Source organism: Pseudomonas guariconensis (genome assembly GCF_040822035.1).
Lineage (GTDB): Bacteria > Pseudomonadota > Gammaproteobacteria > Pseudomonadales > Pseudomonadaceae > Aquipseudomonas > Aquipseudomonas guariconensis.
Genome location: NZ_CP162012.1, coordinates 1,262,180 through 1,284,446, shown reverse-complemented (window position 1 = coordinate 1,284,446; position 22,267 = coordinate 1,262,180). Strand labels below are relative to the sequence as shown.

The window sequence follows — 22,267 nt, the reverse complement described above, 5'->3', positions numbered from 1 at the left end:
TCAAAGTGCGATATGTGGGGTATCTGCCAATTGCGCCGAGCGGGCTTGGCGCATCAGCTCTTCCAGCTGACGCCGGGCGATCATCTCCAGTTGCTGGAGGACCGAAGGATCATCCAGGCTGTTGTTGAAAGTGACCGGCATGTTGGATGTGAAGGTGAATTGCTGGTTGATGGTGGTAGGAGGAGTCGGTTGCGTCGGCGACGCAGCGGGTGATGCGGGCAACGTTGGCGGCGCAGAGGCAGTATCCAGTACTCGCGCCGCCTCGCTCACGGCAGGTTTGCCAGCCGCTTCGTCCTTGTTCGAGGCCAGCGTCCTGCCCAGCCAGCCACCGATACCCTCTCCACCCATGCTGCCCAACACGCCTCCGATCAAGCCGCCGATCGCGGTCCCGATCACCGGTACTACCGAACCGATAGCCGCACCGGCGGCTGCACCGGCAAGGCCACCACCCAGACCACCGACAGCGCTGCCATAGCCTTCGAGCTTCCGCTCCTGGGTGGCGTCGCTGTTGAAGGTTTCGGCAAATTGCAGGCCGGTGTCGAGCAACGCAACGCCTGGCACTCGTCTGAACGCCCGTCGGGCCAAGGAAGCGCCGGCACTGCCAGGACTGGCCTTGCCTGCAAGGCCGGTGAACGCGGTGCTGGCTAGGGCGAAAGCAGGCTTCTGGGCAGCCCTTTGCAGGAGGGCTGTAGAAGCAGGCTCCTGCGCCTCGGAAAACGCAGGCTCGGGCGCTGCTTCATCCACCTCCTCTTCTTCCTCGCTTTCATCCGACGCCCATTCATCAACGACTTGGTGTGCATGGCTCGAGGCTGAACGGCTTATGGCACTACCGGGGACTGTTATGGCGGACGGATCGTTGGCAGCCGGCGTGCCGGAGAACACCCCATGTACCGTCTTGCCGAGGAAGCCGCCGATGCCTTCGCCGATCAATTCGCCGATCTCACCGCCGTACTGCTGGATCCGCTTGTTCTTGGTCAGGCCTCCCAATAGCTGCGTGCCGAGGTTCCCCATCGCACCGCCAAGCGCGGATCCGACTGCTTCAGCTTGGTCTTCGCCGCTGTCCTCAAGCAGGGCCAAGCCCAAGTTACCGATCAGCTTGGCGCCAGCTTTGCCAGCGCTCTCCCGCAGACCGCCAGCGAGTCTATTGTGCCGCTTACGTGGCAGACGCGAGTAAGCTTTATGGGCTTTGCGTCCGGCCATCGCGACCGCTGCGGTACCAACGAGGGCACCGCCTATGACCAATCCCCTGTTGATGCCTTCCCGGCTGCTTGTCTGCGGCCCCTGAGAAAACGCCCCTTGTTCCGCGGGTTGCTGCGATAAGGCCGGTGACGCCTGCACTGCGCTGTCGTCAGGCACCTCGTTGGCGCCCGCCGTGTCAGAAAACCAGCCTTGGAATGTCTTGCCGATAAAGCCGCCGACACCCTCGCCTATCAGCTCACCGATCTCACCGCCATGCATTTGGATCTGCTTGTTCTTGGTCAAGCCACCCAGTAGTTGCGCGCCCATGTTTCCGAGCGCACCGCCGAGGGCTGCACCCACCGCCTCGGCCTGGTCCTGGCCACTGTCCTCCAACGTCGCCAACCCCAGTTTGCTGACCAGCTTGGCGCCCGCCTTGCCAGCGCTCTGCCGAACGCCACGGGTGATCTCACGGCGCCTTTTAAGTGATTGGCGCTTATACATCCTGTGCGCAGCACGCCCAAGCGCAGCAGCGGCAACGCCTGCGCCGACGGTGGCCGTGCCGATCATGCCGGCCTTGACTACTGTCAGACCACTGTTCGCCGACTCCAGAGGGATGAATCCCTGTTCCGAGCTACGCGGCTCAGGCGAATCACTGCTCATAGGCCGCTGTACAGGCTTCATCACGACGCTCTGGCGCGGCGCCTGCGTGGAGCCAATCTCGCTTGCAGACAGGCAAAGCTTGCGCAGGCGCTCGATCTCATCGGCCAGGCGCCGCACTTGGTCGACCTGCGCCTTCAAGGCCCATGTCTGATCGCTGGCCAGCCGTCTTTGGGCCTGTGCCGTCTTGTCGACCTCCAACCCCAGACGGCTGATCTCGCTGATGTACGGCTCGACTTGCATGCCCTCAAGCGGCATGCGCAAGCGTTCGAATTGAGCGCGCAACGTATTGAAGGTACTACCCAGTGCCCGATCGCTGGTGACGCCGACGGTGAGCACCGATGTGTTCTCCATAGGTTCCTCCTGATCACTCCGCCAGCCACCAGACCATGTCGCTGTACGACATGGTCATGATTTCGCTCGCGGAAAAGTTCAGCTCCTTGGCCAGCCGCCGGGCGGCGGCCTTCTGCCGGGCAGGGTCAAAGCTCGTCGTCCTGCACCAGGCGAAAGTAGCCGCTTTGCAGGCGGCTGTAGTCCTTCAGGGCCAGGCCTTCCAGATCCTTGACACCGACTTCGGCGAGGGAGGCGAACAAGTTCAGTTCGCGCTGCTCGTCGTCATGGGCGCCGCCTGCCTGGGCGTTACGGATGTCGCGCACCGTCGGGGCGCGCAACGACAGGCTGTCGACCTGCACGCCATTGGCCTCACTGGGGCGCGAAAGCCGCACGGTCACGCGGTCGGCACTGAGGGTCAGCCATTGCGGAAGCTTTTTCGCTTGAGCCATCGTCAGGCCTCCTTACAAGCCAAGGGCCGCGCGCTGGGCGGCCAGTTGATCGACACCGTTGATCACGCGCTTCATGCCCAGGGCGTCGATCTCGTAGACCGGGCGGCCATCGACTTCGAGCTTGTAGAAGGTCACGGCGACGCTGTGCTTGATCTCGGCTTTTTCAGCGGACTTCCAATCGCCCATCTCGACCTCCTTGAGCGCACCACGCAGAGTGACGACCACTGGGGTGATCTTGCCCTTCAGGCCCTTGAAGGCCCCGCGGAAAGTACCGTTGAAGGCGCTTGCATCGGCCAGGCCGAAGAACTTCAGCGCCTCGCGACGCACGCCGGTGGTGCTGAAGGCCGCTTCGAGTTTTTCCATGCCCAGGTCCATCTCGACCGGCATGTCCATGCCGCCTGGGCGGTGCTCCTCCATTTTCAGGGTGAGCTTGGGCAAGGTCAGGCTGGGGACATCGCCCTGGAAGCTGACGCCATCGACGAACAGGTTCAGGTTGGCCAGGGTTTCGGGAATCATTGCCATGTAATGCGCTCCTTAAGCAGCGGAATCGAGAACTTCGGTCAGCCACTGGTTGGTGACTTCGACGCGGAAGTTGGGGTTTTCGGCGGGCGGGACGTCGGTGAAGCGGATGTTCCAATACACCTTGCCCTGCTCCAGCTGGCTGGCGGTGTTCAGCTCGGGGTCGGCATAGACCTCGAAGTTGATGATCGCGCCTTGGTTCTTCAGGTCGCGCATGAAGGCCTGCAGGCCTTCGGTGACGTCCTTGACGTAGGTGGCGGTGATGGCACGATCGACGGCCCATTTGTGGCCGTACAGAATCGCGTCCATGACGATGTCCAGGGTCCGCACGCGGGTGACGAAGGCCCATTTCGGGTCGCTCGACAGCGTACGGTTGCCCCACAGACGGAAGCCGTCGTCGCGGATGATGGTGGCGACGTTGGCGTTGTTCAGCAGGTTGGCGCGGCAGCTGTCGTCGCCATCGAGGAACTCCACCGGGCGACCGGTGCCGGTGATGCCGACGAACTCCTTGTTCGAAGGCGAGGCCCAGAAGCCGTATTCGTTGTCGGTCCAGGCGAACAGGCCGGCGACCCAGGCCGAGCCCGGCGCGTCGACGGTGGCTTCGCTGTCGTTGTCCCAGTAACGCACGCCTGGGTCGACCATGAAGGCCCGCTTGGCGCCAAAGTTGCCGGCGTAGGCGATGGCCGCCTCGTCAGTGGTATTGGGGCCGTCGATGATGGCGATGCCGCGCAGCTTGTCGGCCAATGCCACCAGGGCCGTGCCGACTGCATCGGTGGCGCTGTGCTTGGGCGCCACCAGCAGGCGTGGCTGGGCATTGAAGCGGCTCTTGCCATCGAGCAATGCCTGAAGGCCGGTACGCTTGCCGTCGTTCTGGACAGTGCCGATGATGGCGGCGGTCTGCTCGGCAGCGTCTTCGACCTTGGCCACGCCGCAGGCGACGATCACCGCCTTGGCGCGGGTATAGACGGCGCGGCAGGCCTTGGTGATCGCCGCGTCCTTGCCGAATGCCGCGACCGCTTCGCGCTCGCTGGTGATCAGTACCAAGTCGTTGGCCTTGGCGGTGACACCCGGGCCTTCAGTGAAGGTGTCGACCAAGCCGATGATCGAAGACGACGGCAGCGCGATGCTACGTGCGCCGGTGTCGACGTTGGTCACGGTGACGCCGTGGAAGAATCCAGTCATAGGTATTTTCTCCATTTAGATAAAGAAAAGGCCTTGCGTGGTGGCAAGGCCTTCAGGGTTGCGGGAGCATGGCGCCGAGGGTTTCATCAGGGCTGCTCGGCGCGAGTTTGGTCAGGGCTCGTCGGCCATTTGAAAGACAAGGGATAACCTGGTTGCTGGCTCACTCGGCTGAGGTCGATCCGATAGCGCTTCCAGGCCAGCAGAGTGGCCTGCTCTTCTTCGGACGCCTCACCGATATCTGCGGCGTCTTCCAGCGGCATGATGCGCACGGCAGCTTCGCTGAGCTTTCTGTCACACAACGCGATCGCTTCAGCCATAGCTTTGTCGTATTGGGCCTCAGCATCCGCGACCCACTGGCTTCCGTTCCAGATATGGAAAGGACCTGGATATGGCAAACGAGTCAATTCAGCCGGCAGAGGTCCTAACGTGAGATGATCGCGAGCCTCGCCGGTAGCAGTCAGATAAACCGTGCCACGGTTGTCTTCGACCAGCTCCCAGGCTTCGAGGAACTGGTTACGTACAATTGCGTAACCAGTACGTTGTTCTGGAAGCGCGTCGGTATAAGCGAAAGCCGGTATGAGCCATTTCCCTTCCTCGAGTGGGCTCGGATCGGCAAATCCGTTACCGATATACTCCAGCGTGTCCGGGTGAACATAGTAGATCGTAGGGGCGTCCATTGTTGCCTCGTCAGTATTTGATGCATGCGAGCAATGCCATGTTGCGCGGGCGCGCTTCGTTGCCGCCGTTCGCGGCAATCGTAACGACGTGCGTGTGATCGCCAGCAGCTGCGGCAGTACCGGAGATCGAATGAGTGTGGGCACCGGCAGCGTGGGTAGGGGCCGTGGTGCCATTGAGCAAATTCGCGGTGGTGAAGTTGGGTGAACCACCACCTACGTCGTTGTTCTGAGCACGAGGTGCGGTGTGGGTGTGCTCACCCGCAGTCAGCGCTGTACCGCTGATGGTGTGCGTATGAGCGCCAGCAGCGGCAGCAGAACCAGTATGGGTGTGGCTGAGGTTCTGCCCGGCTTGTATCGAGCCCAGGACCCGGCTGGGATCCATGCCACGACCATCATCCAGGCCACGGATAAACTCGCCACGCAAATCCGGTACGTTGAAGGTGGTACTACCATCGCCGCCCCCGAATGTCGTACCAATCTGGGCGAACAGGCCGGCATAGGCGACGCGTCCTACTGCTGCACCGTTCGCCTTGATGTAGCCCACCGGGGGTGTCGATCTGGCTACATAGATGATACTGCCAGGAGGTACGCCGTTATCGAGTCTCGCCCAAGCGGTCCACTGGCTTCCATAGAAGCTCCGCGCATAAACCGCATTCCCGCCATTGTACTGAATCGCCAATTGCGCACGATTCGATGTAGCAGCAACTGCGACATAGAACGTCGTCGTGATGTGCCAGAAATAGGTCGGGTCCGGGGTGTTCGCATGGTTCGAGAGAATTACATGGTCGGCTGCAAGATTGGGGTCCTGGCCCGTGGATCCTTGGGCAAGACCATAGGCTGCATTCAAGGCAGCGGCCAGGCCCGAAATTTCAGCGATGGAATGACCATGCGATGCCTGCGCCGCACCTAAGGTGGCACGAGCCGCTGCGGCATCACCATCATCCAACAACGAACGGATGAACGCCGACAATGGCGTCGTCGCGAACTGGTCGGTGGCCGTGCTGTAGATCAACTGGTTCGCCGACGTGTTAACACCTGCCAACGCCGTCAAGGTCGCATCTAGTGGCTGCTTGCCCGCCAGCGCATTGGTCATGGTGGTGGCAAAGTTCGGGTCGTTGGCCAATGCTCCGGCCAGTTCCTTTAATGTATCGAGTGTCCCGGGTGCCGAATCGACAAGACCCGCAATTGCCCCCTGGACAAAGGCGGTCGTCGCCAGTTGCTGGGTATTTGTGCCCTTCACCGCAGTCGGGGCGGTAGGCGTTCCACGAAAGATCGGTGAATCGGTGAGACTCAGCTCGGCCCACGTCGACCAGTTACCTGAATAACACGAACGGCTGTACACGCGCCCATTGTTGTAGGTGATGTAGAGTTGCGTGCAGATAGTTGCGGAAGCGGCCTGCACCAATAAAGTACCCGCCACCGGCTCCGGGTAATTGAGGATTAGAGTGGCTTGGGCATTGGCTGTCTGTCCGTAAGAACCCGGCTTCGTCACACTGTTAAGATTGGTTCCGCTGGGTAGATTGCTACCGCTGATGCCACCCTCACCCCAACCAAACGCACCCAATAGCTGTCGAGCAAACTGAGTTGTGGCAATGCTCGTATCGTTACTGTTGATCGCCGGCGTGGGTGATTTCGGCGTGCCGCTCAGAGTCGGAGAAGCGAGGTCGGCCTTGAGGTCCAGCGCCGTGTCAACTTGAGCCTTGGTGTAAACGTCGGTCAGGCCATAGCCTGCAACCGTGGTGGGGTTGGTAGCCGCTGCCACTCGGCCATATTTGTCCACGGAGACGCTACGATAGGTGCCCGCGAGAATTCCGGTACGGCCAAACGCCATTTCGAAGACCAACGCTGTCACGCCCAGCGAGATCACACCATCGGTGACCAGCTGCCATGCACTGTCACCGTTGACTGTCCCCTGCTCGACATGCACCAGAAGCCCTGGCGTAACCTTGGCGGACGTATTGGCATCTATGCAACGCGTCCAGGCGCCAGTAGCCATTTCATAAAGGCCGTTATCCTTCGCTTGCGCCTGGTTCTTCACCAGTACCCGCGCTCCTGCCACCAGCGTCACACCATCGATGGGTTGAACGCCACTGAGCGAGATATTCGCGGTGGTCGCCGCCTGCACTGAGTGTTTGAAGTCCTGCCTCGCAAGTTCCTCGGTCACCCACTCACGAGTGGCAAGCACCACGCTGGGGTCGATCTTCAACTGCACATTGGCAGCGCTGCTGACTACAAGGTTCATGCGCACCACCTGGGTTCGCCCCGAGCCTTGGCTCAACAATGGCTTGAAGGTGGGCGCACAATTGGCCACGGCAATCATGTCGCCGTCTGCGTCGTAAAGTGCGATCTCACGAATCCAACGGCCGCCAACATCTGCCGGAATGACTTGCTCAGCAACAATGATGGCGCTGTTCTTATCATCCACTTTCAGCTGGTTCAGCGGAGCCCGACGCCACTCGTTGATTAACTTGGTCTGACTGGCGCTGGGAGTCGGGTCCGCCCCGTTGGCGTCACCGACTCCCATCTGAGTGATTTTCCATGGGATACCCAAGGCATCCGCATTTGCCTGTTTCGCTGCGCCCACATTGGTGAGAATCGCGTAGAACTGTGAATTCTGGTCAACCATGTGCAATATCCAAGGTATCGATTGTATGTTCACGGCCGCCGCGGCTGATCAGGCCGACGACCTCAAGATCGCGCTCTGCCAGCGGGTAGATGTCCAGTTCATCGCCGTCCTGGCATGCGCAGCCAAAATGGAACTCGCCACGGCTTTCAAGGCTGATGGTCAAGCCGGTCAGGTGGCGGCTGACAGGCCTGGCGTCGTCGATCAATGACGACAGCTGCTCATAGGTGTCTTCGTCGATGCCGGCATCGGACACTCCGATCATCAGGGCAAACGTACCGGGGACCTCCGGCGGCTCGGACTCCCACCATTCCTTGACCTCGATCAGATAACCGAATGGCTCGACCACCCTGCGCAACGCGCCGAGGGTGCCTTTGTGGGCATGGACGAAAAAAGCCGAGCGGATCACCGCACGCTTGATGGTGTCGCTCCAGCCGTCATCCCAGCGGTCTACCGACCAGGTCCAGGCCAGTTGATAAAGCAGGTGTGATGGACAGTTATCCGGGCTATAGAGCAGGCGAAGATCGACACTCAGGTCTTCCTCGCCGGCCCGCTCGATGGCCCGTTCCAGAGGTGTTTGATTAAGGGGAAGCAGACTTGGCATGTCAGGCTCCCCGCTTCACATCGATTCCCGTGCACCAAGCCGCCTGGGCTTTGGTCGGGCGCAAATCAATCCATCCGCCCAACTCCACCCGGCTGACACCGTCGATATGCAACTGGGCATCGATGCCGGAACGTGCCACCTCCAGGCCCAAGCGACGACGCGGATTGACCCAGGCATTCAGGCGGCGCTTGCACTCGGCCAGAACGGCCTCAGATTCCGGCCCCTTGTCGGTCATGTACACCACCGCATCGATGCGATACGGCAGCACCTGTGCACTGCGCACGTTGACCCTATCGGCCACCGGGCGGATGTCGTCGTCGTTGAGATACACCCTGACCTGCTCCAGCAGTTCAGCGCTGGCCACGCCGTCACCCTCAAGGCTCAGCACGGTGACATCTACCACCGCTGGAGACGGACTTTCAGCGGTCGCGTCAGCGACCAGCCCCGAAGCGTTGCGGGCATGCAAGATGTAGCTGTTGCGCGGGCCGGCGGTGGTCAGGCCTTCGTAGACCAGTTGCACCCGCTCGCGCAGGGCGTCGTCGGCTTCCAACACCTGCGCCAGCGGCGGCACCGCCTGCAAGTCCTCGGCCTGGACCACCAAGCGCTGGAGATTGACGTTGGCCGCCAGTTGGTCGAGGTCGCTCCCTTGGGCGTAGGCCAGCAGCAGCGCCTTGGCCGCGTCGTTGATACGGGCGCGGTTGAGCAGCTTGCGGTAGGCCCCGACCTCCAGCAACTTGGTTACCGGGTCGCTTTCCAATTGGGCGGTCCAGCCGTCGCCCATCTGGGCGCGGAAGGCCTCCAGGTCGGCTTGGTACAGCGCCTCGTAGTCAAGGTCTTCGAGCAACTGAGGCGCAGGGAGTTTCGACAAGTCCACCTGGCTCATATGCTGACCTCCACCAGGGCGTCATCGCCCAGGTAACGGCCGCTGAGGGCGAGGTTGACCTGGCCGTCGAGCACCGACAGCACACGCACCCGCTCAAGCTTCAGGCGCGGCTCCCAACGCCCCAAGGCGCGGGCGACTTCCGCTTGCACGGCGCTCTTCCAGCCGTCGTTGACGGGCAAGTCGACGTAGCGACGCAACTGGCTACCGTACTCGGGGCGCATGCGCCGGCTGCCTAGCGGGGTGGAAAGGATGTCCTCGATGGACTGACGAAGGTGGGCGATGCCGGCCAAAGGTTGGCCGGTGCGGCGGTCCATGCCGATCATGGTGCGCCTCCTGTTGCAAGGTGCGAGGTCCGTTGGTGGAATCGCATTTAAGAGTCTCTCCTGGTTAAGGCCTGCACCTGTTCGCGGCTAAACCCGCGATACAGACGCCACGGAGCAGGAAACCTGCTTGTCAGCGCCGGCATTTCCGATGCAGGGGGCCTCGATCAATGCTTGTGGTTAGCGGTGTTGCCAGCGGTGTCGATGATCCTGCCGCCGCCGTTGATGTCGCCGCTGACAGTCAGCGGCCCGTTGATGGCGACCTGGCCGGTCAGGGTGATAGCCGTGGCGTCGAGCTCGATGGCACCCTCGCTGACGCGTAGGGTGCTGGCGCCTACCTTGATGCTGGCGTTGCCGGCAGGCAGGTGGATGTCGTAGCGCTTGGCCTGCCAGTCATAGGCGAGCGAGCCGCCGTCCTCGAACCGCCACACCTCCACATGGTCGCGGTTGTCCGGCGCGCTGCCGGCATTGCCGTAAAGACCCGGCACGAAAGTGCCCTGGGCCGGCTCACCGCTGGGGCTGATCAACACGCCCTGCTCGCCCAGGCTCGGTGCCCGCCAGTGGCGTGCCTTACCGGCGGCCAGGCAATGCCAGCGCAACCAGGCACTGGTCCAGGCTCCATCGGATACCCGCACCCGAGCTGCGGCCAGGTCTACCGCAACAACGCGGCAAGGGATGACCAGGCTGGCCAGCATCCGATCATGCATCGCGCTGGCGTAGCTCATGGGATGTCCTCTGCAGCGATATAACGGTGCTCGTTGCCCGACCCGGTGTCCGGGTCGATGCCCAACATCAGCATGCCGGGCGGCTGATCAGGCCAGTGCCACTGGGGCTCGCCCAACAGCACCGGCTGCTCCCAACGGACAATCCAGTGGCCACCCTCGAACTGCGCCAGCGCATTGCGGCTGGCCTCGACAAAATCCAGGCCCCAATACTGCTGGCGCAGCAGGTCCATCAGTTGTGCAGCCAGCAGGCTTCCCTGCAGGCGTGCATCGGGGTCGCCGAGGTCGGGGGTGATATCCGCCTCGAAGGTGGTGACCAGCACCGAGCGCCCATCCCGTGGCGCGGCGTCCGCGGTCATGCGCACGATGCCATGGCGCAGCGACGGCAGGACGGTGCTGCTCTCGACATCAGAAGCGATATCGACTGACGCAAGTTCAGGAATCGCCTCACGAATCGTTGCGGTCAGGGCCGCATGCAAAGTGGCCAGTTCGCTCATTGCAATGCCTCCTATCGCTCATCGGCCTGGGACACATCACGCAACCCCAGGCGTTTGGCCGCCCAGCGCTCGTAGAGCCCGATAGCTACGTCGGCGCCTGCCATGGCAGTCATGCAGCCAAAGGCGCTGGCGCTCCAGATCGACATGCCGCTGGCGTACAGCAGCATCACCGTCGAGACCCCGCAGACCATGCAAGCCCCGGATCGCAACGCCAGCCGGCGCACCAGCGCCCATCCTCGCGCGCCAGCCTTGTCGGCACGCCACATCTCACCGCTCAGGCCGCCCAGCAATGCCAGGACGATCACCAGCCAGAGCGGTATCTCCAGCAACGTCTGTTGCTCGTTCGTCACTGTCCTGCCTCCTGTATGAATGCCCGCCGGTGCTACCGGCGGGACGGTTGTGTATGAACTCGGCATTCCAAAAAGCCCGGGCTGCCAGGCTTTTCAGTAATGCGTTGTCGAACCGCCGGCCACATCTGGTGACGCCTGGCGGTTCCGCTTCGAATTGGTGTCTCCGACCGCGGCCACCTGCCCGCCGGATAACTGTTCGTGGTGCTTTACGCTGCACACCCGGGCCAGTTGCCAACCCTCTGAACAGTCGAGGCCTGTTCATCGCTGCCTGTGTAACAACCGGTGTCGACCGGCTTGAGACACAGATTATGCATTGATGCATATCCAGTCAATGCATAAATTCATATTTCTAACGAATAAAATTTGCTGAAATGCATGAAGGCTATGCACGACGTGGCTTGTAGGGATTTTCTGCGGACGAAAAAAAACCCGCCGAAGCGGGTTTTCTTGAAAGGAGATGCCTCAGCGAGCGTACATGCCCCACCAGAACACATGGCCCAACAGGCTGATCTGCTCTTCCTGCATCTGCTGGAAGCTGTAGTCCTCGTCAGGGTGTTCATCGCGATTGAAGCTGCGCAAACGAATACCGGTGGGCAGACGGTAGACCTGTTTCACACGTAACTGGCCATTGTGGTTGATGGCGTAGAGGTCACCATCGATGATGTCGCCGATCGCGCATTTGCCGGTGTTGACCCCGACCGTCGCGCCATCACGCAGTACCGGCAACATACTGTTGCCGCGCACGGTCACACACTTGGCCTGGTCGAACTGGACGCCATTGTGGCGCAGGCTGCGCTTGCCGAAGCGCAGGCGGGCCTTCTCGCTTTCCTCGATGACGAATCTTCCTGATCCTGCTGCCAATTCAACCTCTCGAAGAAAAGGAACGGACACCTCGTCATCCTCGACGGGGGTTTCGTCGTCCCACAGGCTGATGTCGCTCAGGTCCGCATGGCCATGGGCCGGCTGCGCCGCCTCGCGGGACTCGCCCAGCTCGACGCGCCCGCGCAGTTGGTCGGTACTGACGCCGAAGTACTCGGCGATCTTCGACACATGCTTGTCGGACGGGTCGACGATCTTCTCGCTGAGGATGCGCGACAACGTGGATTGGGGAACGCCCGTGCGCCGGTGCAGCTCCGTCGGAGACAGGCCGTGGCGGTCGAGCAGTGCTTTGAGTACGGTGGCTACGTTGCGTTTTTGCATACCGTGCATAATGGATGTGCCGCAGCGCAAATGCAATCCGTGCGCGTGCTTTCTCTTATACCCATCGCCCGACCGTGGGGATTTCCTTGTACTCTCATGAGCCCTACACCGCGGGAAGACTCCCCGCGATAGCGAGGTCAAGACAACAATGATCGGCTTTACCTTTCGCCAGCTCGAGTACTTCGTCGCCACCGCCGAACAGGGCAGCGTCAGCGCCGCGGCGCGAGCCAAGCACATCTCCCAGCCCTCGGTGTCGCTGGCGATCTCGCAGCTCGAGGCCATCCTGGGCGAAAAACTGTTCCTGCGTCAGGCCAGCCGGGGCCTGGAGCTGAGCCCGGCGGGGCGGCAACTACTGGAGCAGGCACGCGAGATCCTGGCCATGGCGGCCGGCATACGCAGTGCGGGGGATGAGCCACAAGTGCTGCGCGGCAATCTCAGCCTGATCTGCTTCCAAGACCTGGGCCCGTGGTACGCGCCGCGCCTGCTCAGTGGCTTTCGCCAGCGCCACCCGGAAGTCGCCATGACTTTGTTCGAAACCGACCTTGCCGGGGTCAACCGGCGCTTGAACGAGGGCAAGGCAGAATTGGCGCTGACTTATGACGTGGGCCTGGACCCACAGATCGAGCGCCGAGTTCTGGCACAGGTGGCGCCGTATGCCCTGTTGCCGGCGGACCATCCTTTGGCCCGCCAAGAGCAGGTATCGTTGGCCGATCTGGCCGAGGAGTGCCTGATCCTCGAAGACATCGCGCGAACCCGCGAGTACTTCCTCTCGCTGTTCTGGGCCCACGACCTGCAGCCACGCGCCCAGCAACTGACCCAGACCTTCGAGATGCAGCGCGGGCTGGTCGCCCATGGCTATGGCGTGGCGCTCTCATGCACACGGCCTGCGGGCGACCAGAGCTACGATGGCCGGCCACTGGCGTGCCGGCCTCTGCGTGAAGCCGTCAGTCCGCAGTCGGTGGTACTGGCGCAATCGAGCGCCATGCGCCCCTCCCCTGCGGCCCAGGCATTCCTGCGCTGGGCCAGCGAGCTGTTTTCCGTCTGACTCAGGCGTTGACCGGCGCCTGGCGTGGCTGGCGCGCCACCCACAGCCAGTAGCCGACCGACAGCAGGGCCAACCAGCCCAGGCCGACATACATCGCGGTGCGCGTATCCGGGAACCAGCCCAGCACGCCGAAGATGAACAACATGAACACGATCGCCAGGGCCGGCCCGACGGGCCACAGCGGCACCGGGAAGTCCAGCGCGGCGATTTCCTCGCGGCTCATGCCACGACGCATCGCCACCTGAGACAGCAGGATCATCAACCACACCCAGACGATCGAGAAGGTCACCACGGCGGCAAGGATCAGGAACAAGTTCTCCGGCGCCAGGTAGTTCAGCACCACGCCCAGCAACAGTGCGACGCCCATCACCAGCACGGTCATCCAGGGCACGCCGAAGCGCGACAAGCGGGAGAAGCCGACCGGTGCCTGGCCGTTCTGGGCCATGCCGTACATCATGCGTCCGGCGCTGAAGATGTCGCTGTTGATCGCAGATACCGCCGCTGAAATCACCACGATGTTGAGCAGGGTTGCCGCTGAATCTATGCCCAGGCCACTGAAGATCTGCACGAACGGGCTGCCCTGGCTGCCGATGTTGGTCCAGGGGTAAATCGCCATCAGCACAACCAGCGTGAGCACATAGAACAGCAGGATACGCAGCGGCACCGAGTTGATCGCCTTGGGTAGCACGCGCTTGGGGTCCTTGGCTTCGCCGGCGGTGATACCGATCATTTCGACGCCGCCGAAGGCGAACATCACGACCGTGAAGGAGGCGATCATGCCGCCGATCCCATTGGGGAAGAACCCGCCATGAGTCCACAGGTTGGACAGCCCCGTGACCGTCTCGGCGCCGTTACCCAGCTGGATGCCGAACAGCAATACCGCGCCACCGGCCGCGATCATCGCGATGATTGCGGTGACCTTGAGCAACGAGAGCCAGAATTCCATCTCGCCGAACACCTTCACGCTGCACAGGTTCAGCGCGCCGATGAAGCAGACGATCCCCAGTACCCAGATCCAGCGCGGTGTGTCGGGGAACCACAAGCCCATGTACACCCCGAATGCCGTGACATCCGCCAGGCACACCACCAGCATGGAGAATGCATAGCTCCAGCCGGTCAGAAAGCCCAGGTAGCGCCCCAGGTATTGGCTGGTGTACTGCCCGAAGGAGCCGGACACCGGGTTGCGCACCGCCATTTCACCGAGGGCACGCATCATCATGTAGATCGCCGCGCCGCCGATCAGGTAGGCCAGCAGTACCGACGGCCCGGCCAGCTTGATCGCCGACGCCGAGCCGTAGAACAGCCCGGTGCCGATCGCCGATCCCAATGCCATGAAGCGGATATGCCGGGTACTCAGGCCTCGTCGCAAGTTGTTGTGATCGTTCATCCCAGGGACTCCTCATTGTTCTTGTTCTTGGCCGGCAGTCGCGCTGCCGTTGAAGGGTTCTCGCAAGGCCCGGAAAACGCAGGGCGCAGGGCTATTAACCGGCCAATCGCAGGGCAAGACAACAAGGTGGGGCATACAGAATAGCTATAGTGGCGCATAGGAATTCTGTGATTTACCCGGCCCTCGGCGGCACCCGATGCTGGTGCCACGACAACAACAACGAGAGGGCTGCCCCATGAATCCCCACATCGAAGATTTCCAGCGAGACGGCGCGGTGATCCTGCGCGGCGTGTTCAAGGACTGGATCGAACGCCTGCGCGAAGGCTTCGAGCAGAACCTGGCCGAACCCAGTGCCTTCGCCATCGAGAACGTTGGCTCCGGCGAGAACGGCCGATTCTTCGAAGACTATTGCAACTGGCAGCGCATCCCGGCATTCACTGACTTCGTGCTGAACTCCCCGGCCGCAGGGCTTGCCGGCGAGTTGATGGGCTCGCAGCAGGTACAGGTGTTCCACGACCACATCCTGGTGAAGGAGCCCGGCACCGCCAAGCCCACCCCTTGGCACCAGGACCTGCCCTACTACTGTGTCCAGGGCCTGCAGACCGCCAGTTACTGGATCCCGCTGGACCCGGTTACCCGTCACAACACCTTGAGCGTGGTGCTCGGCTCGCACCGCTGGCCCAAGCCCGTACGCCCCAAACGCTGGGCCAGCAATCAGGACTTCTATGGTGCCACCGACGCCGATGGCCAGAACCTGTTCATGGACATGCCGGACGTCGAGAACGGCGAGTACCAGATCCTTTCCCCGGAAATGGAACCTGGCGATGCCATCGTTTTCGATTTCCGCACCGTGCATGGCGCCGCCGGCAACACAGGCACGAACCGGCGCCGCGCCTTTTCCACGCGCTTTTTGGGAGATGACGTACGCTACGTGCAGCGTCCGGGGCGCACTTCGCCACCTTTCCCTGGCATCAATTTGAGCGACGGCGAACGCATGCGCGAGGACTGGTTCCCGGTGGTCTGGCAGCGCCGCTGACCCCTACCTGACACGCTCAAGCCCCGCGCCTCGCTACGCGGGGCTTGAGCGCTTTCAACAAGGCCGAAGTGGCCAAAGCGGCCTGTGCCCGGCTGACAAGAACCTGTAGACTTGGGCGTTTCGCATTTTGTCTGAGACAGCTTCAAGGCCTTGAATGTCTGACCTTTCCGCACACACACCGATGATGCAGCAGTACTGGAAGCTGAAAAACCAGCACCCAGACCAGCTGATGTTCTACCGCATGGGCGATTTCTACGAGATCTTCTACGAAGATGCCAAGAAAGCCGCCAAACTGCTGGATATCACCCTGACCGCCCGTGGCCAGTCCGCCGGCCAGTCGATCCCCATGTGCGGGATTCCCTTCCACTCGCTGGAAGGCTATCTGGCCAAGCTGGTCAAGCTGGGCGAGTCGGTGGTGATCTGCGAGCAGATCGGCGACCCGGCCACCAGCAAGGGCCCGGTGGAACGCCAAGTGGTGCGGATCATCACCCCCGGCACGGTCAGCGACGAAGCGCTGCTCGACGAGCGCCGCGACAACTTGATCGCCGCGCTGCTCGGGGACGAGCGTCTGTTCGGCCTGGCCGTGCTGGATATCACCAGCGGCAACTTCACCGTGCAGGAGATCAAAGGCTGGGAAAACCTCCTGGCCGAACTCGAACGCATCAACCCGGTGGAACTGTTGATCCCCGACGACTGGCCGCAAGGCCTGCCGGCCGAGAAACGCCCGGGCTGCCGCCGCCGCGCGCCCTGGGACTTCGACCGCGACTCGGCGCGCAAGAGCCTGTGCCAGCAATTCGCGACCCAGGACCTCAAAGGCTTTGGCTGCGACAAGCTGACCCTGGCCATCGGCGCCGCCGGCTGCCTGCTGACCTACGCGAAGGAAACCCAACGCACCACCCTGCCTCACCTGCGCAGCCTGCGTCATGAGCGCATGGATGACACCGTGATCCTGGATGGCGCCAGCCGTCGCAACCTGGAGCTGGACATCAACCTGGCCGGGGGGCGCGAAAATACCCTGCAATCGGTGATCGACCGTTGCCAGACCGCCATGGCCAGTCGCCTGCTGACCCGTTGGCTGAACCGCCCGCTGCGCGACCTCAAGGTGCTCAAGGCTCGCCAGGATTCGATCCGCTGCCTGCTCGACGGCTACCGCTTCGAGAAGCTGCAACCGCAGCTCAAGGAAATCGGCGATATCGAACGGATCCTCGCCCGCATCGGCCTGCGTAACGCCCGCCCACGAGATCTGGCGCGCCTGCGCGATGCCCTCGGCGCCCTGCCCGAGCTGCAGAACGCCATGGCCGAGCTCGAAGCGCCGCACCTGGCACGCCTGGCCGCCATCGCCGGCACCTACCCGGAGCTCGCCAGCCTGTTGGAACGGGCAATCCTGGACAACCCGCCAGCGGTGATCCGCGACGGCGGCGTGCTCAAGACCGGCTACGACACCGAGCTGGACGAGCTGCTGGCCATGAGCGAGAACGCCGGCCAGTTCCTCATCGATCTGGAAGCCCGTGAGAAGGCCCGCACCGGCCTGGCCAACCTCAAGGTCGGTTACAACCGCGTGCACGGCTACTTCATCGAGCTGCCCACCAAGCAAGCCGAGCAGGCGCCAGCCGACTACATCCGCCGCCAGACCCTCAAAGGCGCAGAGCGCTTCATCACACCCGAGCTCAAGGCCTTCGAGGACAAGGCGCTGTCGGCCAAGAGCCGCGCCCTGGCCCGGGAAAAGATGCTCTATGACGCCTTGCTCGAGACTTTGATCGGCCACCTGGCACCGCTGCAGGACAGCGCCGCCGCCCTGGCCGAGCTGGACGTGCTGAGCAACCTGGCCGAACGCGCCCTGAACCTGGACCTGAACTGCCCAAGCTTTGTCGACGAGCCGTGCCTGCGCATCGAGCAGGGTCGCCATCCGGTCGTCGAACAGGTACTCACCACACCATTCGTGGCCAACGACCTGGCGCTGGACAACAGCACACGCATGCTGATCATCACCGGCCCGAACATGGGTGGTAAATCCACCTACATGCGCCAGACCGCGTTGATCGTGCTGATGGCGCACATCGGCAGCTTCGTGCCGGCGGCGCGCTGCGAGCTGTCGCTGGTCGACCGCATCTTCACCCGCATCGGCTCCAGCGACGACCTGGCCGGCGGCCGCTCGACCTTCATGGTCGAGATGAGCGAAACCGCGAACATCCTGCACAACGCCACCGACCGCAGCCTGGTGCTGATGGACGAAGTGGGCCGTGGCACCAGTACCTTCGACGGGCTTTCCCTGGCCTGGGCTGCGGCCGAGCGCCTGGCCCAATTGCGTGCCTATACCCTGTTCGCCACGCATTACTTCGAGCTGACCGTGCTGCCGGAGAGTGAGCCGCTGGTGGCCAACGTGCACCTGAACGCCACCGAGCACAACGAGCGGATCGTCTTCCTGCACCACGTCCTCCCGGGCCCTGCCAGTCAGAGTTACGGCCTGGCCGTGGCGCAGTTGGCTGGCGTGCCTTCCCCGGTGATCCAGCGTGCCCGTGAACACCTGGGCCGCCTGGAAACCACCAGCCTGCCCCATGAGCAGCTGATCAAGGCTGCCAAGGGCGAGCCGCAAGTGCCGCATCAGAGCGACCTATTCGCCAGCCTGCCACATCCGGCCATCGAGAAGCTGGGCAAGCTGGACCTGGACAACATGACGCCGCGCCAAGCTATCGAAACGCTATATCAACTGAAAAACCTGTTATAACGGCGCCCACTACAAACTGGTAGAATCCGCCGCGGTTTGCTGGTGCTGCAGGTTATTAGCCTGGCCTGCAGCCAATGCCTGTAAACCGCGCGGCCCTGATGAGGAAGGGCCGCCGCCGTCGCCTGAGGAGAGAATTAGAAATGACCTTCGTCGTCACCGACAACTGCATCAAATGCAAGTACACCGACTGCGTGGAAGTCTGTCCGGTGGACTGCTTCTACGAAGGCCCGAACTTCCTGGTCATCCACCCGGACGAGTGCATCGACTGCGCCCTGTGCGAACCGGAATGCCCAGCTCAAGCCATTTTCTCGGAAGACGAAGTGCCTGCCGGCATGGAGAACTTCATCGAGCTCAACGCCGAACTGGCGGAGATCTGGCCGAACATCACTGAGCGTAAGGATCCCCTCCCTGATGCTGAAGAGTGGGATGGCAAGCCTGGCAAGATTGCAGATCTGGAACGCTGATAGCGTCCGGATACGAAAAGGCCCCAAACGGGGCCTTTTTCATTTCTGGAAATGCGCCATACAAACTGCCAAAGCCGGCGATGGACTGCAAAGCAGCCCAAGGGACAGGACCACTTCGTTCGAGGCCAAGCGGATAGCCCCTGCACGCCACATGAAGCGCAGCCTCTGCCATTGAATTCAAGGCAAAAAAAAGGGGCGGTTTGACCCGCCCACATTTTTTCCGTAGTCCCTGCTTGTCCTAAACATCATCCTGATGAATCGCATCTTGCGATGTCCATGACCTTCATCCGTGAAGGCTGTGCCGGTCCGTCGACACAGTTCGAATACTAGCCACTCCAGCACGGCGAGCAAGGGCTAAACCTCTCAAAACGCTACAGCTGACACATCTTTTAATGCCTAAAAAGGCGTTATTTTTCAGATACTTACATAAATAGATAGCTTAGAAACGACAATGATTTACTGATCCTTACGGGGAAGTCTTACACCACGAGTAAGCGATCTCTTACACGCAAAGCAACGTAGGTAGCGAAATAAACAATCCTCTCAGATACAAAAACGCCCCGAGATTATCGGGGCGTTTTGTGTTGCGGTTGCGCTTACTGGAACAGCGACTCACTCGAGAGGCCGTTCTTTTCAAGGATTTCACGTAGACGCTTGAGCCCCTCGACCTGGATCTGCCGCACGCGCTCTCGGGTCAGGCCGATTTCCAGGCCTACATCCTCAAGGGTGCTGCTTTCGTGGCCCCGCAAGCCGAACCGACGCACCACCACCTCACGCTGCTTGTCGGTCAACTCACCCAGCCATTGGTCGATGCTCTGGGAGAGGTCGTCGTCCTGCAGCAGCTCGCACGGGTCGGTCGGGCGATCGTCCGTCAGCGTGTCGAGCAGGGTCTTGTCGGAGTCCGGGCCGAGAGAAACGTCCACCGAAGAGACACGCTCGTTGAGCCCAAGCATGCGCTTGACCTCGGCCACGGGTTTTTCCAAAAGCCCGGCGATTTCTTCCGGGGAAGGCTCGTGGTCGAGCTTCTGGGTCAGCTCCCGCGCGGCACGCAGGTAGACGTTGAGCTCCTTGACCACGTGGATCGGCAGGCGGATGGTGCGGGTCTGGTTCATGATCGCCCGTTCGATGGTCTGGCGAATCCACCAGGTCGCATAGGTCGAGAAACGGAAACCGCGCTCCGGATCGAACTTTTCTACCGCGCGGATCAGACCGAGGTTGCCCTCTTCGATCAGGTCGAGTAGCGACAGGCCACGATTGACGTAGCGGCGCGCAATCTTGACCACCAGGCGCAGGTTGCTCTCGATCATGCGCTTACGGCCAGCCGGATCGCCTTTTTGCGACAGGCGTGCGTAATGCACTTCCTCTTCGGGGGAGAGCAGCGGAGAAAAGCCGATTTCGTTGAGATACAGCTGGGTGGCGTCGAGCGCCCGGCTGTAATCGATGTACTTGTGCTGTTTGAGCGATGAGCCTTGTTTGGCCTTGGTCCGAACCGAAGGTACAGCAGGTTCGTCTGACACCACATCCGTTTCCAAAACGATGCCCGTCTCCATCAACAGGAGGTCATCGTCGATGTCAAACTCCGGCACTTCTTTGCTGAGAGCCATTGTTATAGTCCTTTGCTGAGTTCGAACTCAGACTCGAGCGGCACCTGTTTCCCTGGCAGCGCTGGAGCCTGTCCCCTCTACATCAGCAGGAACAGGCTGGGTGCAAAGATCAACGACGTGGCAAGAACTGGAGCGGATCGACGGGTTTGCCCTGGCGGCGAATCTCGAAATGCAGCTTCACCCGATCAGTGCCCGTGGACCCCATTTCAGCGATCGTCTGCCCTGCCTTGACCTGCTGCCCCTCCCGAACCAAAAGCCTGCGGTTATGACCGTAGGCACTGACGTAGGTATCGTTGTGCTTGATGATGATCAGCTCGCCGTAGCCCCTCAAGCCACTTCCGGCATACACCACTGAACCACCAGACGCAGCAAAAACAGGCTGTCCCAAATCACCGGCGATATCAATGCCTTTATTCAAACTACCGTTTGAAGCGAATTTTCCAATCAGCACACCATTGGCAGGCCAGCTCCAGCCCCCTACCGAACGCTCGGCGGCAGGTACCTGGGTAATCACTGGGGCAGTCGTCGTCGCAGGTGGGGTGACCGGTTTACCGCCATTGCTGGCAGGCGGCGTGGAGGTGCTTGCCACCGGGCGGCGGGTGACCGTGGTCTTGCTCGAGGAGGACGGGCTGGACACTACCGTGGTGCTGCCACCGCTGCCGCTGCTGAAGCGGATCGGCTGGCCGGGGCGAATGGTATAGGGCGCCGCGATGCCGTTGCGCGCGGCCAGCTCTTTGTAGTCCCAACCGTAGCGGAAGGCGATGGAGTACAAGGTATCGCCGGGCTTGACCACATATTGGCCTGAGGTAACGGTCGGGCGCTTGGGCACGGTGTTGTTGCGATCCACCACGCGAGCGCCACTCGAACCGGTGCTGGAGCAGCCCGCCAGCGATGTCGCCATGGCCAGCGCAATCACCAGAAGCTTGAAAACCGACCGATCCTTGCGTTGCCGCATGATTGTGTGACCCACCCGCGCTCCCCTCATGGTGCCGAAAAACGATATGACGATACGAAATGCAATATTGTTGCAATTATAAACGAGACAGACCGGCTTGGGTGGCTGGCTCAGGTGCCGCGGCAAGCGCGACGAAACCCCGCACGATAGACAGGTTCGTGGCTGAAGAATTCGTCGACGACGCAAATATTCAGCGCGCCCTCACGCCACCGGACCGTTGAGCAGCGGTACGAAACGCACGGCGCCCAGCACACGACGGGAGAACCCATGTTCCTCGCGTACGATCAACATCAACTGTTGGGACTCGCCGGCAGCGCCCACTGGAATCACCATGCGTCCACCCGGCGCCAGCTGGTCCAGCAAGGCTTGGGGAACCTCCGGCGCCACGGCTGTCACGATGATGCCGTTGTAAGGCGCCAGCGCCGGCCATCCTTCACAGCCGTCGCCCCAACGAAACACCACGTTGCGCAGGTTGAGCTCGACCAGGCGCTCCTTGGCCCGGTCCTGCAGGACCTTGATCCGCTCCACCGAGAACACCCGCTCCACCAGTTGCGCGAGAATGGCGGTCTGGTAACCCGACCCCGTGCCGATCTCCAGGACCTTGTCCAACGGCCCGGCCTCCAGCAGCAGCTCACTCATGTGCGCCACCATGAACGGCTGGGAAATGGTCTGGTTATGCCCGATCGGCAGCGCGGTGTCCTCGTAGGCCCGGTGCGCCAAGGCCTCGTCGACAAACAGATGACGCGGGGTGCGACGGATGACCTCGAGCACTTGGGTGTTCGAGACGCCTTCCTCGTACAGACGCTGGATCAACCGCTCCCGGGTACGCTGGGAGGTCATGCCGATGCCTCGGCGC

At 61.9% G+C, this 22,267-nt stretch carries 21 protein-coding genes and 1 pseudogene; 4 read left to right on the top strand and 18 right to left on the bottom strand.

What is annotated here, in order from left to right; translation table 11 throughout:
• The 14 genes and pseudogenes from AB1N67_RS05775 to AB1N67_RS05710 form a co-directional block, all read right to left on the bottom strand.
• Window positions 1-2,190 (bottom strand): hypothetical protein, encoded by a 2,190-nt coding sequence (locus tag AB1N67_RS05775; protein WP_367863591.1) that lies wholly within the window; start codon window positions 2,188-2,190, stop codon window positions 1-3.
• A gap of 125 nt (window positions 2,191-2,315) precedes the next feature.
• On the bottom strand, window positions 2,316-2,618 hold the full coding sequence (locus AB1N67_RS05770; RefSeq protein ID WP_182941628.1) for a phage tail assembly protein: 303 nt from the start codon (window positions 2,616-2,618) through the stop codon (window positions 2,316-2,318).
• A 12-nt stretch (window positions 2,619-2,630) separates the two neighbouring features.
• Window positions 2,631-3,140 (bottom strand): phage major tail tube protein, encoded by a 510-nt coding sequence (locus AB1N67_RS05765; protein WP_102082232.1) that lies wholly within the window; start codon window positions 3,138-3,140, stop codon window positions 2,631-2,633.
• 12 nt (window positions 3,141-3,152) lie between these two features.
• Window positions 3,153-4,319 carry a phage tail sheath family protein gene (locus AB1N67_RS05760; protein WP_043208780.1) on the bottom strand — a complete coding sequence of 389 codons (1,167 nt, stop codon included), beginning with the start codon at window positions 4,317-4,319 and terminating at the stop codon, window positions 3,153-3,155.
• A gap of 86 nt (window positions 4,320-4,405) precedes the next feature.
• The gene (locus AB1N67_RS05755; protein ID WP_043208782.1) at window positions 4,406-4,996 is read right to left on the bottom strand and encodes a tail fiber assembly protein; all 591 of its coding nucleotides are present in this window, start codon (window positions 4,994-4,996) and stop codon (window positions 4,406-4,408) included.
• Between the two features lie 10 nt (window positions 4,997-5,006).
• The gene (locus AB1N67_RS05750; protein ID WP_148921619.1) at window positions 5,007-6,089 is read right to left on the bottom strand and encodes a phage tail protein; all 1,083 of its coding nucleotides are present in this window, start codon (window positions 6,087-6,089) and stop codon (window positions 5,007-5,009) included.
• Window positions 6,090-6,566: 477 nt separating this feature from the next.
• Window positions 6,567-7,622, bottom strand: a pseudogene (locus tag AB1N67_RS05745) (phage tail protein); the annotation flags it as partial.
• Window positions 7,615-8,223, bottom strand: a complete 609-nt coding sequence (locus AB1N67_RS05740) for a phage tail protein I (RefSeq protein ID WP_070572335.1) — start codon at window positions 8,221-8,223, stop codon at window positions 7,615-7,617. The pseudogene AB1N67_RS05745 and the gene AB1N67_RS05740, both read right to left, overlap by 8 nt.
• A gap of 1 nt (window position 8,224) precedes the next feature.
• Window positions 8,225-9,106: a baseplate J/gp47 family protein gene (locus AB1N67_RS05735; protein ID WP_070572337.1), complete on the bottom strand. Its 882-nt coding sequence runs from the start codon at window positions 9,104-9,106 to the stop codon at window positions 8,225-8,227.
• Window positions 9,103-9,429: a GPW/gp25 family protein gene (locus AB1N67_RS05730; protein WP_070572340.1), complete on the bottom strand. Its 327-nt coding sequence runs from the start codon at window positions 9,427-9,429 to the stop codon at window positions 9,103-9,105. Before AB1N67_RS05730 ends, AB1N67_RS05735 begins: the two co-directional genes overlap by 4 nt.
• 164 nt (window positions 9,430-9,593) lie before the next feature.
• The gene (locus tag AB1N67_RS05725; RefSeq protein ID WP_043208791.1) at window positions 9,594-10,151 is read right to left on the bottom strand and encodes a phage baseplate assembly protein V; all 558 of its coding nucleotides are present in this window, start codon (window positions 10,149-10,151) and stop codon (window positions 9,594-9,596) included.
• Window positions 10,148-10,645, bottom strand: a complete 498-nt coding sequence (locus AB1N67_RS05720; RefSeq protein WP_043208792.1) for a hypothetical protein — start codon at window positions 10,643-10,645, stop codon at window positions 10,148-10,150. Before AB1N67_RS05720 ends, AB1N67_RS05725 begins: the two co-directional genes overlap by 4 nt.
• A gap of 11 nt (window positions 10,646-10,656) precedes the next feature.
• Window positions 10,657-10,995: a phage holin family protein gene (locus AB1N67_RS05715; protein WP_289716991.1), complete on the bottom strand. Its 339-nt coding sequence runs from the start codon at window positions 10,993-10,995 to the stop codon at window positions 10,657-10,659.
• Window positions 10,996-11,457: 462 nt separating this feature from the next.
• Entirely contained in the window at window positions 11,458-12,204 is a 747-nt protein-coding gene (locus AB1N67_RS05710) for an XRE family transcriptional regulator (protein WP_043208797.1), read from the bottom strand.
• A 139-nt stretch (window positions 12,205-12,343) separates the two neighbouring features.
• Here AB1N67_RS05710 and AB1N67_RS05705 point away from each other — a divergent pair, with 139 nt between their 5' ends.
• The gene (locus tag AB1N67_RS05705; protein WP_043208800.1) at window positions 12,344-13,240 is read left to right on the top strand and encodes a LysR substrate-binding domain-containing protein; all 897 of its coding nucleotides are present in this window, start codon (window positions 12,344-12,346) and stop codon (window positions 13,238-13,240) included.
• A gap of 1 nt (window position 13,241) precedes the next feature.
• Here the strand turns inward: AB1N67_RS05705 and AB1N67_RS05700 are convergent, their stop codons facing one another.
• Entirely contained in the window at window positions 13,242-14,627 is a 1,386-nt protein-coding gene (locus AB1N67_RS05700) for an amino acid permease (RefSeq protein ID WP_336202839.1), read from the bottom strand.
• Between the two features lie 235 nt (window positions 14,628-14,862).
• Here AB1N67_RS05700 and AB1N67_RS05695 point away from each other — a divergent pair, with 235 nt between their 5' ends.
• From AB1N67_RS05695 to fdxA, 3 genes are all read left to right on the top strand, one after another.
• The gene (locus AB1N67_RS05695) at window positions 14,863-15,663 is read left to right on the top strand and encodes a phytanoyl-CoA dioxygenase family protein (RefSeq protein WP_367863590.1); all 801 of its coding nucleotides are present in this window, start codon (window positions 14,863-14,865) and stop codon (window positions 15,661-15,663) included.
• 154 nt (window positions 15,664-15,817) lie between these two features.
• Window positions 15,818-18,388: a DNA mismatch repair protein MutS gene (gene mutS, locus AB1N67_RS05690; protein WP_090346095.1), complete on the top strand. Its 2,571-nt coding sequence runs from the start codon at window positions 15,818-15,820 to the stop codon at window positions 18,386-18,388.
• A 140-nt stretch (window positions 18,389-18,528) separates the two neighbouring features.
• A complete protein-coding gene (fdxA, locus tag AB1N67_RS05685) occupies window positions 18,529-18,852 on the top strand; it encodes a ferredoxin FdxA (RefSeq protein WP_043208808.1) in 324 nt (107 codons plus the stop codon).
• A 596-nt stretch (window positions 18,853-19,448) separates the two neighbouring features.
• Here the strand turns inward: fdxA and rpoS are convergent.
• The 3 genes from rpoS to AB1N67_RS05670 form a co-directional block, all read right to left on the bottom strand.
• Complete coding sequence (gene rpoS, locus AB1N67_RS05680) at window positions 19,449-20,456, bottom strand: RNA polymerase sigma factor RpoS (RefSeq protein ID WP_043208809.1); 1,008 nt, start codon at window positions 20,454-20,456, stop codon at window positions 19,449-19,451.
• Window positions 20,457-20,565: 109 nt separating this feature from the next.
• Window positions 20,566-21,426: a peptidoglycan DD-metalloendopeptidase family protein gene (locus tag AB1N67_RS05675; protein ID WP_043208810.1), complete on the bottom strand. Its 861-nt coding sequence runs from the start codon at window positions 21,424-21,426 to the stop codon at window positions 20,566-20,568.
• A 186-nt stretch (window positions 21,427-21,612) separates the two neighbouring features.
• Window positions 21,613-22,251, bottom strand: a complete 639-nt coding sequence (locus AB1N67_RS05670; RefSeq protein WP_167358117.1) for a protein-L-isoaspartate(D-aspartate) O-methyltransferase — start codon at window positions 22,249-22,251, stop codon at window positions 21,613-21,615.
• Window positions 22,252-22,267 lie beyond the last annotated feature (16 nt).